The sequence below is a fragment of the Lysobacter sp. BMK333-48F3 genome (assembly GCF_019733395.1).
In the GTDB taxonomy this organism is placed as follows: Bacteria; Pseudomonadota; Gammaproteobacteria; order Xanthomonadales; family Xanthomonadaceae; genus Lysobacter.
In genome coordinates this window covers 2,136,639-2,151,250 of the sequence record NZ_JAIHOO010000001.1, presented here as the reverse complement: position 1 = coordinate 2,151,250, position 14,612 = coordinate 2,136,639, and the positions used below count along the sequence as shown (strand labels likewise).

13 protein-coding genes are annotated in these 14,612 nt (G+C 71.0%); 5 read left to right on the top strand and 8 right to left on the bottom strand.

The genetic code is table 11. The features are described 5' to 3' along the window. Positions 1 to 9: 9 nt before the first annotated feature. Positions 10 to 1,431, bottom strand: a complete 1,422-nt coding sequence (locus tag K4L06_RS09060; RefSeq protein WP_221671081.1) for an FAD-binding oxidoreductase — start codon at positions 1,429 to 1,431, stop codon at positions 10 to 12. A gap of 119 nt (positions 1,432 to 1,550) precedes the next feature. Here K4L06_RS09060 and K4L06_RS09055 point away from each other — a divergent pair, with 119 nt between their 5' ends. Together K4L06_RS09055 and K4L06_RS09050 are read left to right on the top strand one after the other, a co-directional pair. After that, positions 1,551 to 2,351, top strand: a complete 801-nt coding sequence (locus tag K4L06_RS09055) for a helix-turn-helix transcriptional regulator (protein ID WP_221671080.1) — start codon at positions 1,551 to 1,553, stop codon at positions 2,349 to 2,351. A 93-nt stretch (positions 2,352 to 2,444) separates the two neighbouring features. Then, complete coding sequence (locus tag K4L06_RS09050) at positions 2,445 to 2,789, top strand: hypothetical protein (protein ID WP_221673577.1); 345 nt, start codon at positions 2,445 to 2,447, stop codon at positions 2,787 to 2,789. Positions 2,790 to 2,909: 120 nt separating this feature from the next. Here the strand turns inward: K4L06_RS09050 and fghA are convergent, their stop codons facing one another. The 6 genes from fghA to K4L06_RS09020 form a co-directional block, all read right to left on the bottom strand. Beyond that, complete coding sequence (fghA, locus tag K4L06_RS09045; RefSeq protein WP_221671079.1) at positions 2,910 to 3,740, bottom strand: S-formylglutathione hydrolase; 831 nt, start codon at positions 3,738 to 3,740, stop codon at positions 2,910 to 2,912. Positions 3,741 to 3,938: 198 nt separating this feature from the next. Continuing rightward, positions 3,939 to 5,048: an S-(hydroxymethyl)glutathione dehydrogenase/class III alcohol dehydrogenase gene (locus K4L06_RS09040; protein WP_221673576.1), complete on the bottom strand. Its 1,110-nt coding sequence runs from the start codon at positions 5,046 to 5,048 to the stop codon at positions 3,939 to 3,941. A 107-nt stretch (positions 5,049 to 5,155) separates the two neighbouring features. Next, positions 5,156 to 5,428 (bottom strand): formaldehyde-responsive transcriptional repressor FrmR, encoded by a 273-nt coding sequence (gene frmR, locus K4L06_RS09035; RefSeq protein WP_221671078.1) that lies wholly within the window; start codon positions 5,426 to 5,428, stop codon positions 5,156 to 5,158. Between the two features lie 303 nt (positions 5,429 to 5,731). After that, positions 5,732 to 6,100: a hypothetical protein gene (locus K4L06_RS09030; RefSeq protein ID WP_221671077.1), complete on the bottom strand. Its 369-nt coding sequence runs from the start codon at positions 6,098 to 6,100 to the stop codon at positions 5,732 to 5,734. Positions 6,101 to 6,544: 444 nt separating this feature from the next. After that, the gene (ppc, locus tag K4L06_RS09025; RefSeq protein ID WP_221671076.1) at positions 6,545 to 9,292 is read right to left on the bottom strand and encodes a phosphoenolpyruvate carboxylase; all 2,748 of its coding nucleotides are present in this window, start codon (positions 9,290 to 9,292) and stop codon (positions 6,545 to 6,547) included. 275 nt (positions 9,293 to 9,567) lie between these two features. Continuing rightward, positions 9,568 to 10,497: a LysR family transcriptional regulator gene (locus K4L06_RS09020; protein ID WP_221671075.1), complete on the bottom strand. Its 930-nt coding sequence runs from the start codon at positions 10,495 to 10,497 to the stop codon at positions 9,568 to 9,570. Positions 10,498 to 10,563: 66 nt separating this feature from the next. Here K4L06_RS09020 and K4L06_RS09015 point away from each other — a divergent pair, with 66 nt between their 5' ends. From K4L06_RS09015 to K4L06_RS09005, 3 genes are all read left to right on the top strand, one after another. Further along, a complete protein-coding gene (locus tag K4L06_RS09015) occupies positions 10,564 to 11,625 on the top strand; it encodes a DMT family transporter (protein WP_221671074.1) in 1,062 nt (353 codons plus the stop codon). Between the two features lie 31 nt (positions 11,626 to 11,656). After that, positions 11,657 to 12,412, top strand: a complete 756-nt coding sequence (locus K4L06_RS09010) for a tetratricopeptide repeat protein (protein ID WP_221671073.1) — start codon at positions 11,657 to 11,659, stop codon at positions 12,410 to 12,412. An 87-nt stretch (positions 12,413 to 12,499) separates the two neighbouring features. Further along, complete coding sequence (locus tag K4L06_RS09005) at positions 12,500 to 13,120, top strand: isochorismatase family cysteine hydrolase (protein WP_221671072.1); 621 nt, start codon at positions 12,500 to 12,502, stop codon at positions 13,118 to 13,120. Here K4L06_RS09005 and K4L06_RS09000 read toward each other — a convergent pair. Next, positions 13,114 to 14,430, bottom strand: a complete 1,317-nt coding sequence (locus K4L06_RS09000) for a glutamate--cysteine ligase (protein WP_221673575.1) — start codon at positions 14,428 to 14,430, stop codon at positions 13,114 to 13,116. The two genes, K4L06_RS09005 and K4L06_RS09000, sit on opposite strands and share 7 nt — an antisense overlap. Positions 14,431 to 14,612 lie beyond the last annotated feature (182 nt).

Sequence of the window (14,612 nt, the reverse complement as noted above, 5' to 3'; positions counted from 1 at the left end):
CGCCGCCGTTCATGCGCCGGCTCGCGCGAACAGCGCTTCGTGGTGGCGTAGCCAGTCGCTGTCCCAGCGCCGGTCCGGGTCCAGCTCGCGCTTGCGCCGCAGGAAGGCGCGGAACTGCGGGTAAGCCGCTTCGACCTGATCGCGCGTGGCATGGCGATGGTAGGTCAGGTAGTAGCTGCCGCGGCAGGCCAGGGCCTGGTCGATCAGGCCGCGGAACGCGTCCGCCGCGGCGGCGCGGCCGGCCGGATCGTGGCGCACGTGCAGGTTGAACACGATGCAGGCCCAATCCTCGCGCGCCCAGGCCAGCATGCTGCTGCGTTCCGCGCGCACCAGGCGCACGGTGCCGTAGATCGGCTGCGCGCGATGGCGGCGCAGGCAGGCGGCGGCCGCGGCCATGAACTCGGCCAGGCGCTCGCGCGGCACGTACAGCTCGGTGATCATCTCCGAGCCGCAATGCCCCAGCGCTACGTCAACGCCGGCGTGGTAGCCGTTCAGGTAGACGCCGGCCTGCTGGCTGTCGGAAGCGTAGCGCTGGCCATCGGTGGCCGCATAGAACGCGGCGTATTCGGCGAACGCGCGGCTCGGATCGGTATGCGCCAGGCGCAGCAGGCGGGCGAAGTCTTCGCCGCCGAGGTGGCGCGGCGCCGGATCGGGCACGGCGTCGGCGAGCGGGCGATAGCACGAGGCGATGCCCAGATCGAGGAAATCGTCGCTGTCCGGGTCGATCGCGAACTGGAAGTCGCCGTAGCTGCAGCCGTCGGCGATCGCCGCCTGCAGATGCGCGATCAGTTCGCCTACCCGCAGCAGCGCGACTTCGCGTCGCAGCACCGAGCGCGGCACCAGGCGCAGGGTCAGCCGCGCGACCAGGCCGAACAGGCCATAGCCGCCGGCGGCGAGGGCGAACCACTCGGCGTCGCGCGTGCGGTCGGCGATGCGCGCCTCGCCGCGGTGATCGATCAGGACGATGGACTCGACGTCCTCGACGAAGGGCGCGAACGCCAGGCCGCGTCCGTGGATGTTGGCGGCGAAAGCGCCGCCCAGGCTGAAACCGTCGGCGCCGGTCTGCTTCTGGCGGATGGTCCAGCCGCGGACGTTGTGCGGATGCCGCGCCAGCCATGCCAGCAACGCCGGCCACTGCACGCCGGCCTCGACGGTGAGCAAGCCGCGCTCGGGGTCGAAATCGACGATGCGGTCCAGGCCCGAGGTATCCAGCAGCCAGCCGCCGGACAGGAACTGCTGGCCGCCCATGGCGTGGCGGGCGCCCACGGCGATGGTCGAACGGCCCAGGCGCGCGCAGTCGCGCACCGCCGCACAGGCCTGTTCCAGGCTGCGCGGCTGCAGCAGGCCGGCGACGGCGGTGCGGTTGAGGCCGGAGTGGACGTCGTTGAGGTACAGCGGCGTAGCGCGGTGCGGCACGAGGGCGGCGGACATGGCGGATACCGTTGACGAGGCCGGCCCACCTTGGCCGCCCGGTATCGGAAACAGCAACCGCATCGAAACAAGTATCGGATTATGATCCCTTCCATTCCGACTGCCCGCACCTTCGCCCCATGGCCGAACGCGAACGCCTGCTCGCCGCGCTCAAGACCACGCTCAAGGAGCGCGGCTGGCGCTATGCCGATCTGGCCCGCGCGTTGGACCTGTCGGAGCCCACCGTCAAACGCCTGCTGTCGAACGGACGCATCGACCTGGAACGGCTGGAGCGCATCTGCGCCGCGCTGGACCTGGACTTTTTCGAGCTCGCGCGGCGCGCCCGCGGCGCGCGCGACCAGCCCCATCACCTGAGCCCGAAGCAGGAGGCGGAACTGGCGCGGTCGCCGAGGCTGATGACCGTGTTCCACCTGCTCTGCCAGGGCTGGCGCACCGACGCGATCCGCGCCGGTTTCGGCCTGAGCGCGGCCGAACTGACCCGCCTGCTGGCGCGCCTGGACCGCTTGGCGCTGGCCGAACTGCTGCCCGGCGACAAGGTGCGCCTGCGCGTGCCGCGCGATTTTTCCTGGCGCGACGACGGCCCGGTACGCGCACGCTACCTGGGCGCGGCCAGCCGCGAGTTCCTGCTCGACGGATTCCAGTCGTCGGACGCCCTGTTGGCCTTGGACATCCGCGAATTGGGCGCGGCGTCGCTGGCGGTGCTGCGGCGCAAGCTGGAGCGCCTGCAGGCGGAGTTCAAGGAATCCGCGGAACTGGATCTCAGTCTGCCGCCGTCGAAGCGACGCAGCGTCGGCCTGTTGTTGGCCACCCGGCCCTGGGTCTATTCGCTGATCGAGACGCTGCGCAGCGAGTACGCGGACGCGCACGACGCGTCCGCGCCTGCGCGCGGCGGGCGCCGACCCCGCGGCGCGGCGCGCTGACCGGCGATCGCCGGCGTTGCGCGCCTCGCGCGTTCACAAACCAACAAGGTTCGCCGGCCTAGGCTGGCGGCAACTTCCGCACGAGGCGCCATGATGGCCACCCGCTACTACCTCACCCTGCCCGACGGCGAACGCGCCCGCGGCAGCGACGCTGCGTTGTCGTTCCGCGCGGTCAGCGCCGAGGGTTTCGCCGAAGAACTGCAGGCCGCCCTGCGCGGCGACGGCCTGTTCGAGCGCTGGCGCGCCAAGCAGCCCGATCCCGACGACGTCGATCCCAGCCTGGGCGCCACCGACCCGGCGGCGACCGTGCACGGCGAACAGCGCGACCTGCGCATCGACCTGGTGGTCACCACCGCGCTGTCGGGCACGATCATCAAGCATCGGCTGCGCCTGCTGGCGGGCAGCGGGTGGGAATTGCGGGATGTCACCGCCGCTTGAACGCAGCCGCGAGCCGGGAACTAGCGAAACGGAACCAGCGAAAGGCAACCGGCGAAAGCGGCCCGGCGACACGACGTACGCGGCACGCGCGATGACGCGTGCCGCGGTCGCGACCGCCGATCAGCCGCGCAAGGCGGCGGCGTGGTGGGCGATGTGCTCGCCGATGAAGCTGGCGATGAAGTAATAGCTGTGGTCGTAGCCGGAACGGATCCGCAGTTGCAGCGGATGGCCGGCGACCTCGCAGGCGATGCGCAGCAGTTCCGGCTTGAGCTGCGGCACCAGGAATTCGTCGGCATCGCCCTGGTCGATCAGCAAGGGCAGGCGCTCGCGCGCGCCGGCGATCAGCGCGGTCGCGTCCCAGGCCTTCCAGGTCTCGCGGTCGTCGCCCAGGTAGGCGCTGAAGGCTTTCTCGCCCCAGGGGCTGTGCGAGGGCGCGGCGATCGGCGAGAACGCCGACACGCTGCGGTAGCGGCCCGGATTCTTCAGCGCGATGGTCAGCGCGCCGTGACCGCCCATCGAATGGCCGCTGATGCCGCGCGCGCTGCCGGTCGGGAAGTGCGCGTCGACCAGCGCCGGCAGTTCCTCGACCACGTAGTCGTACATGCGGTAGTGGCCGGCCCATTTCGGCCGGGTCGCGTTGAGATAGAAGCCGGCGCCCTGGCCGAGGTCGTAGCCCTCCGCGTCCGGCACGCCCTCGCCGCGCGGGCTGGTGTCCGGCGCGACCAGGATCAGCCCGTGCTCGGCGGCGTAGCGCTGCGCGCCGGCCTTGGTGATGAAGTTCTGCTCGGTGCAGGTCAGCCCCGACAGCCAATACAGCACCGGACAGTCTTCGCGTTCGGCCTGCGGCGGAAGGTAGACGCCGAAGCGCATCGCGCAGCCGAGCGTGGTCGCTGTGTGCGACCAGACTTCCTGGCGGCCGCCGTGGCAGGCGTGGGATTCGATTCGTTGCATGTCGGGTTCTCGGTCGCTCGTGGCCCTCATCCGCCCCTGCGGGGCACCTTCTCCCGCAAGCGGGAGAAGGGACAACATTCGGCGCTCACGCAACAGGGTAAGAAACTACTGCCTTTACGCTTGGCTGAGCGGCGTAACGCTCGCCACCTCAGCCCCTCTCCGGCTTGCGGGAGAGGGGTTGGGGTGAGGGACTCGCGCTCAGTAGTGGATCACGGTCCGGATCGACTTGCCCTCGTGCATCAGGTCGAAGGCTTCGTTGATGCGTTCCAGCGGCAAGGTATGGGTGATGAAGGGATCCAGATCGATCTCGCCCTTCATCGCCTGCTCGACCATGCCCGGCAACTGGGTGCGGCCCTTGACTCCGCCGAAGGCCGAGCCGCGCCAGACTCGGCCGGTGACCAACTGGAACGGTCGGGTGCGGATCTCCTGGCCGGCGCCGGCGACGCCGATGATGACCGACTCGCCCCAGCCCTTGTGGCAGCACTCCAGGGCCGAACGCATGACCTCGACGTTGCCGATGCATTCGAAGCTGAAGTCGACGCCGCCGTCGGTCATCTCGACCAGCACGTCCTGGACCGGACGGTCGTGGTCCTTCGGGTTGACGCAGTCGGTCGCGCCCATGGCCTTGGCCAGCTCGAACTTGCCTGGGTTGGTGTCGACGCCGATGATGCGCCCGGCCTTGGCCTGCACCGCGCCCTGGATCACCGCCAGGCCGATGCCGCCGAGGCCGAACACCGCGACCGTGTCGCCGGGCTGGACCTTGGCGGTGTTGTGCACCGCGCCGATGCCGGTGGTGACGCCGCAGCCGAGCAGGCAGACCTTTTCCAACGGCGCCGCGGGGTTGACCACCGCCAGCGAGACTTCGGCCACGACCGTGTACTCGCTGAAAGTGCTGCAGCCCATGTAGTGATGGATCGGCTGGCCCTGGTAGCTGAAGCGGCTGGTGCCGTCGGGCATCAGGCCGCGGCCCTGGGTCGCGCGCACCGCCTGGCACAGGTTGGTCTTGCCCGACAGGCAGAACTTGCACTTGCGGCATTCGGCCGTGTACAGCGGGATCACGTGGTCGCCCGGCTTGACGCTGGTCACGCCCTCGCCGACCTCGACCACCACCCCGCCGCCTTCGTGGCCGAGCACGGCCGGAAACAGGCCTTCCGGGTCGTCGCCGCTCAAGGTGAAGGCATCGGTGTGGCAGACGCCGGTGGCGGTGATGCGCACCAGCACTTCGCCGGCCTTCGGCGGTTCGACGTCGATCTCGACGATCTGCAGGGGCTGACCGGCGGCGAAAGCGACGGCGGCGCGGCTCTTGATGACCCGGCTCATGGGCGATGTCTCCTGGTGGTGGCGTCCCGGGAAGGGAAACAGTGGAACGGATCCGTCGCGGCGCTCGGCCGCGGCAGCTTAGGTCGGATGCGCGGTCATTTCAGGTACGAGCGCACCAACGCGGCGATCTCGTCGATGCTGGCGTCGCGTCCGCGGTCGGCCACGGCCTGGCCGAGTTCCTCGCGGATGTGGCTTTCCAGCACTTCCGACATCAGCCCGTTGATCGCGCCGCGGATCGCCGCGATCTGCTGCAGCACCGCCGCGCATTCGCTGCCGGCCTCCAGCGCGCGCTCCAGCGCCTCGGTCTGGCCCTTGATCCGGCGCACCCGGGTCAGTACGCGCTTTTTCTCTTCCGGCGAATGCGGCATGACGGCGGGCTCCGGAGGCGGCTGGCATCCTATACCCCCCTATAGTATCAGAAAGCCGGGATTGGGGATTCGGGATTGGGGATTCGAAAGCAATGGTTGCGCGGCCCGACCGCTAGCCGACAACGACGACGCGCCGGTCCTCCCTCTGTAGGAGCGGCGTGAGCCGCGACCACCGCAGCGGCGAAATACCGCGAGCCGTGCACGGCCCGCCGACTGCCACACGTTGGCCAAGCCGTCCGCAAATCCGCGCTGCGGCCGCCACGCTTGCGCGCACCGCTACTGTGGTCACGGCCGACGCCGCTCCTACAGGGCGGACGCTTGCGCGCGCTGGCGCCTGGCGCCCCACCACAGGCCGACGACCAGGCCGATCAACCAGCCCAACGCCGGCAGCAATACCGAGCCGAGCAGTTTGGTCGCGGTCCAGGCGGTGAAGATCAACGTGCGCAGCGGCGGCGATGCGCTCGCGTCCATGGCCTGGTCGAGCGAAACGCCGGCCATCTGCGCGAACAAGGCCTGGATCGCCAACGCGCCGGCGATCGCGCCCACGGTCGCACCGGCGACCGCGGGCCGCAGGCGCGCCGACCAACGCGGCCGGCGCGCGCTCCACAGCAGCGCGCAAGCCGCGACCGCCAGCCAACCGGCGAACAGGAACCCTGCAGCGAAAGACGTCATTGGGCGGTCGGGATTGAGGATTTGGGATTGGGGATACGCAAAGCCTACGGTGCGGCTTCGCTCTATGGGTAGGAGCGGCGCGAGCCGCAACCGCGACTCCGCAACGACGACGCCCCCCACCAGAGCGTGCGGCTCCTGTAGGAGCGGCATAAGCCGCGACAACCGAAGCGGTGGTCGCAAGCGCAATGGCCGAAGCCCGTGGAGATCGGCCGATGGTCGCGAGCGCTGGTCGGTGGATGGGCTTCGGCAAGAAACGTGGTATTGCACCGCTTCGGTTGTCGCGGCTTATGACCGGAGGAAATCCCTGTGGGACGCCGCTCCTACAAGGAGCACAACGCGAGCGCATCGCGGCCAATCGCGTCGTCGCCGCGGAGTCGCGGTCGCGGCTGGCGCCGCTCCTACCCCGCAGCGCGACGACCCGCCTTGCGAATCCCAATCCCCGCCTCACCCCGTATTCTGCACCCCCGCCGCGATCCCGTTGACCGTCGCCACCAGCGCCTGTTGCAGGGCGTCGTCGGGACGGCCGGCGGCGCGCCAGCGGGCGAGCAGGTCGACTTGCAACAGGCTGATCGGGTCGACGTAAGGGTTGCGCAGACGGATCGACTGGCGCAGGCGATGGTCGCCGGTCAGCAGTTCGTCGCTGCCCTTGATCGCCAGCACCGCGCGGCGGGTGCGTTCGAACTCTTCGGCGATGCCGGGATGGAAGCGCGCGTGCAGGTCGCCTTCGGGCAGCTCGCGGGCGAGCATCGAGTAGCGCTCGAAGATCGCCGGGTCGGACTTGGCCAGGACCATCTCCAGATCGTCGACCAGGGTGCCGAAGAACATCCAGTCGCGCGCCATCTCGGCCAGCGTCTCGCGGCCGTGCGCCTGCAGCGCGCGCTCCAGGGCGGTGCCGACGCCGTACCAGGCGGTCAGGCCGGCGCGGTTCTGCGACCAGGCGAACACCCACGGGATCGCGCGCAGCGAGCCGATGTCGCCGGCGCCGGCGCGCTTGGCCGGGCGCGAGCCGATGCGCAGGCGCTCGATCACGTCGATCGGCGTGGCGGCGCGGAAATAGGCCGGGAACAGCTCGTTCTCGTGCACCAGCGCGCGGTAGTGCTCGCGCGCCTGCGCGGCCAGTTCGGCCGCCAGCGCGCGCCAGCCGTCGCCGCGAGGTTCCGGCGGCCGCGGCCGCAGGGTCGCGCGCAGCACCGCGCCGGTGGTCTGTTCCAGGTTGCGCAGCGCCAGCGCGCGGATGCCGTACTTGCGGTGGATCACCTCGCCCTGCTCGGTCAGGCGCAGATAGCCGTCGACCGAGCCGCGCGGCGCGGCGATCACCGCACGCTCAGTCTTGCCGCCGCCGCGGCTGATCGAGCCGCCGCGGCCGTGGAAGAAGGCGATGCGCACGCCGCTTTCGGCGGCCAGCGCGGTCAGCGCGCTCTGGGTGCGGTGCAGGGCCCAGCGCGAGGCCAGCATGCCGCCGTCCTTGGCGCTGTCGGAGTAGCCCAGCATCACCACCTGGCGATTGCCGCGCAGGCGCAGATGATCGCGGTATACCGGGTCGGCGAACAGCGCGCGCAAGGTGTCGGCGGCGGCGTCGAGGTCGTCGACGGTCTCGAACAGGGGCGCGACGTCGAGCGGCACCCGGCCGTCGCGCTCGGCGCAGCCGGCGGTCTTGGCCAGCGCCAGCACCGCCAGCGCATCGGCTGCGCTGCGGCTCATGCTGACGATGTAAGGGCCGAAGGCGCGTTCGCCGTAGCGCGGGCGCAGCCGGGCCACGGCGCGGAACACGTCCAGGGTCGATTGCGCCGCGCTCGCGGCGCTGCGCGGCGGCGGCGCTTCGCCGTCGAGCACGCCGTGCAGGCGCGCCGCGCGCGCGGCGACGTCCAGCGCCGCCCATTGCGGTTCGTCGAGCAGCGCCGCCAGGGCGGCATCGTGGGTGGCCGAGTCCTGGCGCAGGTCCAGGCTGGCCAGATGGAAACCGAAACACTCGGCGCGGCGGCGCAGGCGGCGCACCGCGAAACCGCCGGCGTGCGCGCCCTGGTGCGCGGCCAGGCTGCGTTCGATCAGGCCGATGTCGGCCAGGAACGCCGCCGCGTCGGGATAGCCGTGCACGCTCTCGTCGAGGGTCGCCTGCAACCGCGCCGCCATCAGGCTGAGCAGGTTGCGGTAAGGCATGTCGGCGTGGCGCGGCTTGAGCAGCGCCGCCGCCTTGGGCAGCTGATAACGGTAATCCTCGACCCGCGCCAACACCGCATCGTCGACCCGCACCCGGCTCACCGACTGGCTCAGAAGCTCGGCCAGCGACGTCAGTTCGCGCCGGTAGGCATTGAGCACCAGCGCGCGCTGGCCGGCCAGGGTAGCGGCGATGGTGTCGGCGCCGACGTTGGGATTGCCGTCCATGTCGCCGCCGACCCAGGTGCCGAAGCCGAGCAGGTCGGGCAACGCGGCCGCGCTGCCGTAGGTTTCGCGCAGCGCGTCCTCGAACATTTCGTAGAACACCGGCAGCACCCGGTACAGCACCTCGGACAGATAGAAGCCGACGTGTTCGAACTCGTCGGCGACGCTGGGCTTGGCCGCCGGCGCTTCGGCGGTCTGCCAGCTCGCGGTCAGAGCCAGGCGAATGCGCTCGCGGTCGGCGCGACGCTCGGCCGGGGTACGGCCACGATCGATATCGTCGACCAGGCAGGAGACGATGGTGCGCTCCTTCTCCAGCAACGCGCGCCGCACCGCTTCGGTCGGGTGGGCGGTGAACACCGGCTCGATCCGCAGCCGCGCCAGCAGCGCAACCACTTCCTCGGCGCTGACGCCCTGCCGCGCCAGAGTGCCGAGCGCGTCGCGCAAGCCGCCGGGCTGGGCGCCGGCGCCGCTGCGTTCGTAGTCGCGGCGGCGGCGGATGCGGTGCACGCGTTCGGCCAGGTTGACCGCCTGGAAATAGGTGGCGAAAGCGCGCACCAGATCGCCGGCCTGCTCCAGATCGGTGTCGGCCAGCGCGTCGGCCAGCGCGCCGATCGGCGCCTGCGCTTCGCGGCGGCGGATCGCGGCGCGGCGCAGGCGCTCGACCTCGTCGAGGAAGCCCTGCCCGCGCTGTTCGGCGAGAATCTCACCGACCAATGCGCCCAGCGTTTTGACGTCGTCGCGCAGCAAGGCGTCGGTGGAGGCGAAATCTACGGCGCGCAACGGTTCGTCGCTGGTATCGAGGAGGACATTCATCCTTCAAGGCTACAACACCTGTACGAAGCGAATCCAAGCCGAAGGCGCGGCGCGCGCCGTCGCGCGCATTCGTTTCCTTTGCAACTTTTTCACTGGCGCAACGGGACGCCACGCAAGCCCTGCCGCATCCGCGACTTAGCGCCGCCGCCGCGGCGACGCCGGCGACTTAGGACGTTTGCTACTGAGCATATGCGGCGACGCGCATCGCAGGCCGGCTGCGCCGCGGCGCACACGACCGCGGCGCGATGCGCTCGCGATCGGCGATGCGCGCGGCGTCACGGCGACGGCGGCGCCTCGTCGTCGCGCAACAAGGCCGTGACCCAGTCGCGCAAGCGTTCCAGCCGCGCGCTGCCGTGCGCTTCCGGCAACCAGGCCAGGTACACCCGACGCAACGGCGGCGGCTGCGGACACGGCAGCGGCAGCAACGCGCCATGCGCCAGCGGTTCGGCGATCAGGCGCGGATACAGCAGGGCGATGCCCTGCCCGGCCAGCGCCGCGCTCAGCGCCGGCATCGGCGAAGACAGGCCCAGCGACGGCAGCGGCCAGTGCGCCGCATCCTCGCCGAACCAGTGCGGCCAGTCCTCGCGCCAGCCCTCGCTGGTCACGTGCAGCAGGCGCGCGCCGGGGGCGCGCTCGCGCCACCAATGGGCGAGATCCAGGCGCGCCGCCAATGCCGGCGCGGCCACCGGCTGCAAGGCCTGTTCGAACAGCAGTTCGCCGCGCAGCCCCAGCGCGGCCGGGTCGCGATGCATCAGCAAGGCGTGCACCCGGCCCTGGGCCAGGTCGTCGGCATTGGCCGGGCAGAACAACTGCACCTCGGCGCCGGCGCGCGCGGCGAAATCTTCCAGTCGCGGCAACAGCAGGCTGACGCTGAGGCTGGTCGGCGCGCCGAGCAGCCAGCGCCGGCTTTCGTCGCCGCGCGCGCGCAGGCGCGCGGTCGCCGCCTCGATGCGTTCGAAGCCCTCGATCAGGGCCTCGCCGTACTCGCGCCCGAGCGGCGTCGGCCGCGCCCGGCCGCCGCTGCGGTCGAGCAGGCGCAGGCCGAAGGCCTCTTCCAGGTGCTGCACGTGCTGGCTGAGCGCGGCATGGCTCAGGTGCAGGCGCTCGGCGGCGCGGCGCATGCCGCCGTAGCGCACCACCGCGGCGAAGGCCTGCAGCGCGCGCAACGCCGGCAGGCGTCGTGGGGACGGGTCGCTGGTGGTCATAAAAACTTACCGCCTGGCTTGGATTTGCAGATTTTAACAGGACGGGTCGCGGCCTAGATTTACCACATGACCCACCCTGCTCCGAGCGCCGCCCGCGCCCCCCGCCCCCTGCTGCTGCGTGCCGGCCTGATGGCCGCCGCCTCGATCTGCCTGGCCGTGCTCGGCCTGCTGACCCGCTACACCGGCGGCCTGCCGGCGGAGCTGGTGATCTGGGCCCGCTTCTTCCTGCCCGGGCTGGCCCTAGTCGCCCTGGCCGGGCGCGCAGACTGGCGCGCAGTGTTTTCTTTCTCCGACCGCCCGGCCTGGGTGCGCGCGGTCTGCGTGGTGATCTCGCAAGGTTGCTTCGTCTACGCCGCGATCCACGGCGACCTGTTGCAGGCGGTGCTGCTGTACAACACCGGCCCCTTGTTCATTCCGCTGATCGCCTGGGCCTGGCTAGGCGAACGGCTGCGCGGGCCGGCGCTGTGCGGCCTGGCGATCGGCTTCTGCGGGGTGGCGGTGGTGCTCAATCCCGGCGCGCACGGCCTGGACCGGCTCGCCGCGCTGTCGCTATCCGGCGGTTTCGCCATGGCCGCCTCGCAGGTGCTGTTCTACCGCAGCGCCCAGCACCAGCCGCCGTTCCGCAACCAGTTCAAGCTGTACCTGCAGGCCTCGCTGGTCGGCCTGCCGCTGGCGGCCTGGGGCGCGACCCGGATCGACCCGGCCGCGCTGGCGGCGCAACCGGCCTGGGCGCTGGTCGCGGCGCTGCTCGGCATGTCGCTGTGCAGCCTCGGCAGCCAGTCGCTGCGCGACCTGGCCTATCGCGGGCTCGGCAACGCCTCGACCCTGGCGCCGCTGATGTATGTGGCGGTGCCGGTCGGTGCGGCGCTGGACGGGTGGCTGTTCGGCCGCGTCGCGGGCGCGTCGACCTGGTTCGGCGCGGCGCTGATCGTCGCCGGCGCGGTGGTCGCGTTGCGGCGCGCGGCCGCGCCGGCGCCTGGTGCGACGGCGGGAACTGGGAACGGTGAATGCGGAATCGCAGAGCGGCGCTCGGGCCTGGTCGCATTCCTAAGCACATTCGTGCCGTTCGTGCGCCGACCGGCGGCGGGCCGATCCGCTGGCGCGGGACGCAGTGAATGCCGACACTAGCGCCCGGAACTCACTCGGCCAGGGAATGCCAATGCCGTACTTGGGAATGGGCCTGCACGTCGTCGTCGCCCTGTATTTCGCCGTCCACGCGGTGCGCAGCGGCCAGGACCGCTACTGGCTGATGGTGCTCTTCATGTTCCCGCTGCTCGGCAGCGTGGTCTATGCGTTCGCGGTGTGGCTGCCGGAACAGCGCCACAGCCGCCACGGCCGCGCCCTGGCCGGCAACGTGCGCCGCCTGCTCGATCCCGACCGCGCCCTGCGCGAGGCGCAGGACGCTTTCGATACGGCCGAAACCACCGATCACCGCCTGCGCCTGGCCGATGCGTTGCTCGACGCCGGCCGCGCCGGCGAGGCGCTGGCGCATTACCGCGCCGCGCTGAGCGGCATCCATCGCGACGACCCGGACATCCAGGTGCGCCTGGCGCGGGCCCTGCTCGAAGCCGGCGAGCCGGCGCAGGCGCGGCAGTTGCTGGAGGAGCTGATCGCCAAGCGCCCCGATTACCGCTCCGCCGACGGCCACCTGACCTATGCGCGTGCGGTCGCGGACAGCGGCGACCGGGCCAAGGCGCGCGAGGAGTTCGAGGCCCTGACCGGCTACAGCAGCGGCTTCCAGGCCCATGCGCATTACGCCCAATGCCTGGCCGGCTGGGGCGACAGCGCGCGTGCGCGAGAGCTGTGCGCGCAAACGCTTGCGCGCGCGCAGCGCATGCCGGCGCACCTGCGCCGCCTGCACAAACCCGACCTGGACCGCCTGCGCGCACTCGACAAGCAGCTCGCCGCCGGCTGAGCCGCGCCTGGACGCGGCGTCCACGCCGCTGCGGGTATCACTGCGGTCTCGGCGGGACCGCCGCCGCACGACTCCGGAGCCCAGCGCATGAGCACCGCCCTGATCGTGATCGACCTGATCAACGACATCGTCCACCCGGACGGCAAGCTCGCGCGCGCCGCCGATGCGGTGCGCGAAAGCGGGCTGATCGCGCGCTGCAACGCTCTGGCCGCGCGCGCCCGCGCCGCCGGCGCGACGGTGGCGATGGTGCGGGTGGCGTTCGCGCCGGACTATTCCGACCTGCCGCGGCGCTCGCCGCTGTTCGGCCGCGCGGCCGAACTGGGCGCCCTGCGCGACGGCGACTGGGGCGCGCGCTTCCACGAACAATTGCAGATCGGGCCGCGCGACTGGATCGTGACCAAGCCGCGGGTCAGCGCGCTGTTCGACACCGATCTGGAGGCGCGCCTGCATGCGGCGGCGATCCGGCGCGTGGCGATCTGCGGGGTCAGCACCGAAACCGGCGTTCAGACCACCGCGCGCGACGCCCACGATCGCGATTTCGAAGTGACAGTGATCGGCGACCTGTGCGCCAGCGCCGATCCGCTCAGGCACCGCGCGGCGCTGGAGATGCTGGCGACCGTGGCGACGGTCGCCGATAGCGGGCAGATCGATTTCGCCGCCTGGGCCGGCGACGGCCCGTCGGCAAGCCCCCACGCCTGCGCTCAGTAGGCGAAATCCTTGAACACCGGGTCGACGCTGCCGCCCCAGGCTCCGTGGAACAGCTCCAGCTTGCGTTCGGCCGGGCTCTTGCCCATCGCCACGAACTCGGCCAACGGCTCCAGATAGATCGATTCGTCGGCGCCGTGCTGGTTCAAGCGCGCGCGGCGCTTGAGGCCATGGGCGGAAATCTCCAGCGCGCGCCGCGCCAGGTCCAGCACCTTGCCGTCGCGGAACGGCAGTTGGAAGCCGTGCCGGGGCACGCCGTCGCGCAGCGCGTGGCGCTCGGCCGGGGTGAAGTCCAGCACCAGGTCCCAGGCCGCGTCGAGCGCTTCGGCGTCGTACAACAGGCCGACCCAGAACGCCGACAGCGCGCAGATCCGGTTCCACGGACCGGAATCGGCGCCGCGCATCTCCAGGTATTTCTTCAGCCGCACTTCCGGGAACGCGGTGGTGCTGTGGTCGGCCCAGTCCTTCAGGGTCGGGCGCTGGCCCGGATGGGCCGGCAGCCTGGCGTCGAGGTAATCGCGGAACGACTGGCCGCTGGCGTCGATGTAGCGGCCGTCGCGGTAGACGAAGTACATCGGCACGTCGAGCAGGTAATCGACGTAGCGCTCGTAGCCGAAACCGTCCTCGAACACGAAATCGAGCAGACCGGTGCGGTCCGGGTCGGTGTCGGTCCAGATGTGCGAGCGGTAGGACAGATAACCGTTCGGCTTGCCCTCGGTGAACGGCGAATCGGCGAACAGCGCGGTCGCGATCGGCTGCAAGGCCAGCGAGACGCGGAATTTCTTCACCATGTCCGCCTCGTCGCGCACGTCGAGGTTGACCTGCACGGTGCTGGTGCGGGTCATCATGTCCAGGCCGAGGTTGCCGACCTTGGGCATGTACTCGCGCATGATCTTGTAGCGGCCCTTGGGCATCCACGGCATCTCGTCGCGGCGCCACTTGGGCTGGAAGCCCATGCCGAGGAAGCCCAGGCCCATCGGCTCGGCGACGGTGCGCACTTCGCGCAGGTGGGTCGCCGCTTCGACGCAGGTGTCGTGCAGGGTGTCCAGCGGCGCGCCGGACAGTTCCAGCTGGCCGGCCGGCTCCAGCGACACCGAGGCCTGGCCGCGGCTGAGCGCGATCACCCGGCCGTTTTCCTCGACCGGAGCCCAGCCGAACTGGACCAGGCCCTTGAGCAGCGCCTCGATGCCGCGCTCGCCGTCGAAGGTCGGCGGCCGCAGATCGTCGGTGCGGAAGCCGAACTTCTCGTGCTCGGTGCCGATCTTCCAGTCCGCATCCGGGCGCGCGCCCGACGCCAGGTACTCGACCAGCATGTCGCGGCCGCCGGCCTTGACGTCGGGAATCTCGATATCCTTGACCTGGCTGGGACCGGACACATCCACCTCGCTTGATTCTGTTCGGCAAGGCGGGATGCCCTGCTCGCGCGTCGCTGCGCGGAAAGCCGCCGGCCGTCGCTGACGGGCCAACGGCCGCGGCCGTCGCCCCGTCATGGGCC